Origin of the sequence: Bergeyella zoohelcum ATCC 43767, assembly GCF_000301075.1 — a bacterium.
Classification (GTDB): domain Bacteria; phylum Bacteroidota; class Bacteroidia; order Flavobacteriales; family Weeksellaceae; genus Bergeyella; species Bergeyella zoohelcum.
This window is the reverse complement of the sequence record NZ_JH932297.1, coordinates 1-2320: the sequence shown is the minus strand read 5'-3', so window position 1 is coordinate 2320 and position 2320 is coordinate 1. Positions and strand designations below refer to the sequence as shown.

3 protein-coding genes and 2 pseudogenes are annotated in these 2320 nt (G+C 30.9%); all 5 read left to right on the top strand.

Going from position 1 to position 2320, the window contains the following annotated elements; translation table 11 throughout:
- Positions 1-594, top strand: a pseudogene (locus HMPREF9699_RS11350) (hypothetical protein); the annotation flags it as partial.
- Entirely contained in the window at positions 548-1060 is a 513-nt protein-coding gene (locus HMPREF9699_RS10660) for a hypothetical protein (RefSeq protein WP_002664706.1), read from the top strand. The pseudogene HMPREF9699_RS11350 and the gene HMPREF9699_RS10660, both read left to right, overlap by 47 nt.
- Positions 1061-1072: 12 nt before the next feature.
- The gene (locus tag HMPREF9699_RS10655) at positions 1073-1426 is read left to right on the top strand and encodes a hypothetical protein (protein WP_002664705.1); all 354 of its coding nucleotides are present in this window, start codon (positions 1073-1075) and stop codon (positions 1424-1426) included.
- A gap of 74 nt (positions 1427-1500) precedes the next feature.
- Positions 1501-1932, top strand: a complete 432-nt coding sequence (locus HMPREF9699_RS10650) for a hypothetical protein (RefSeq protein ID WP_002664703.1) — start codon at positions 1501-1503, stop codon at positions 1930-1932.
- Positions 1933-2138: 206 nt separating this feature from the next.
- Positions 2139-2320, top strand: a pseudogene (locus HMPREF9699_RS11135) (RHS repeat-associated core domain-containing protein); the annotation flags it as partial.

Sequence of the window (2320 nt, the reverse complement as noted above, 5' to 3'; positions counted from 1 at the left end):
AGAAGATTTTTAAATGCCGATGAACATATCCAAGACCCATACAACACGCAGAACTATAACAAATACGGCTATGTGTACAATAACCCACTGATGTATAATGACCCGAGTGGGAAGTTTGCTTTCTTGGTGCCTATCCTTACTAAAGTCCTTATTGGGGCTATTTATGGAGCCATTGTTGGAGCTGGGGTAGGTGCAATAGCATATACTATAAAGGGATTAGTAACGAAAGAATGGTCTTGGAGTAATTTTGGTAAGGCTATATTAGGTGGTGCAATAGCAGGGGCTATTTCAGGAGGTTTAAATGGCTTGGGAGCAAGTATTTTCAGCACCAATAGTTTTATATTGAATAGTGGTACTTGGGATTTGTTGTCTAATATGATTTCCAGTGTAATCCAAGACGGTAAAATTGATTTTGCAACCATTGGAGCATCCGCTATTGGAGCATTTGTGAGTCAGAAATTACCAAAATGGAAAGGATTAGATGGTAAAGGTATTGGAGGTTGGCTAAAGAATGCGGGTGGAGAGCTATTACATGGAACATTAAAAGGTGGAATTACAGGGGGCTATTTCAGGAGGTTTCAATTCTTTATTTAGAGGTGGTAATATATGGGATGGAGTAAAAGCAGGTTTTAAAAATGGGATGTATAATGGTGCAGCACAATCTGCATTTATGATAGGAACTTTCGGAGCAACATATAAACCTTCAGAAAAACAGTTGGAATATGTAAAGAAAATGTCTAAGAAGTATAATGTTGATTATAGTAATGTAAAATGGAGGAAAGGAGGCTTGTATCAAGTTTTGCAACCATTATGGTCAAATGGAAATAAAAGGGATGTAGTTTGGGGAAATAATGTTGTAAATTTTAACAATTCAGAGCAAAATGTATTAGGACACGAATTTGGACATATAATACAAGGAAGAAATCAGGGTTGGTCCAATTTTCAGGCAAGAGGCATTTGGGAGCAACTATTTTTTAGTGAAAAAGCGTATAAAACAGATGGTTTTAATGAATGGGATGCAGAAAAAATGTTGCGAAATGTAGGAGGAAGAACTTATTAAAAAGAATAATATATGAAAAATGTAATTGTTTTAGTTTTATTATATATTGTTGTTTATAGTTGTGGAACAACAAGGCATCCACTGTATAATATTAATGATTTAAATGATAAATCATTAAGTGTTATTTCTACACTAACTATTAAAGATTTTATTTATGCTTCAAGAGAGGAGTGTGAGATTTACATAAAATCTGAACGAATTAAATTAATGAATAATTTTAAAAAAATGGAAAGATTGTATTCAGATTCTACATATAGTTTTCAACTCAATATAGGAGATCGTAAATTTTATAAAACTATCAAAAAAGACACTATTTATATCAAAAAAAATGGTAGAATAGAAATTTTTGTATTTGAAGTTGATTGATATTATTTATGTATATTGTGAAAAATACGATTTAATATTATGAATATAATGTATAATAGGAAGTTAAAATAAAAATGAAAAAAGAGTTAATAGTATTTATATCTACAATAATATTAATATTTACACATAGTTGTGTAATGCCAAAATCACCTCAAAGAATTTTTTATAAACTTAATGATTATGAGATATATAAAAAGAATGATTTTTATGGTAATGTCTATAAAGTAGATAGAAAATATTTGAATTTATGGATTTTTTCAACATATTGGCATAGCATTTATCTTTCATCCAGCTTTACATTAAGTAATGATGTACAAGTTGTAATTGATAATAGAAAATATATTTTAAAAGAATTATCAAAAGAAGAAATTAATCTTTTACCTTACATAGTTTTTTATAATGATTCTGTTAAAGTATATAATATTCAACTTAAAGAAAAGGAAATCAAAAGTGTTAATAAAATTAGTGTTTATTTAGATAAAGAATATATTTTTGAAAAACAGTAATAAAAAGATTATTGTTATTTAGGAGGTATTTTAGCCATAAGTGATGAAGCAGGAAAAAAGACATTATGACGCTTGGGATTAGTGGATAATGTGGCAGAAGTCCAGTGGACTTTTAGCGTTGGCGGTACAATGCAGAGGAAACGCATTTACAAATAGGAAGTGGGGGTATCCAAATAGGTCGCTTACAGCCTACTGCGTATAGCTTATTGCTAGATAGAGGCTACACCAGTCACGAACATCTGTTTGAAGTAGGGCTTATCCATATGAATGGGCGTTTGTATGACCCGTTATTAAGAAGATTTTTAAATGCCGATGAACATATCCAAGACCCATACAACACGCAGAACTATAACAAATACGGCTATGTGTACAATAACCCACTGATGTA

Bases quoted from the DNA above. Each gene is read 5' to 3' on its own strand.
- HMPREF9699_RS10655 (WP_002664705.1), top strand. From the start codon at position 1,073: ATGAAAAATGTAATTGTTTTAGTTTTATTATATATTGTTGTTTATAGT.
- HMPREF9699_RS10650 (WP_002664703.1), top strand. From the start codon at position 1,501: ATGAAAAAAGAGTTAATAGTATTTATATCTACAATAATATTAATATTT.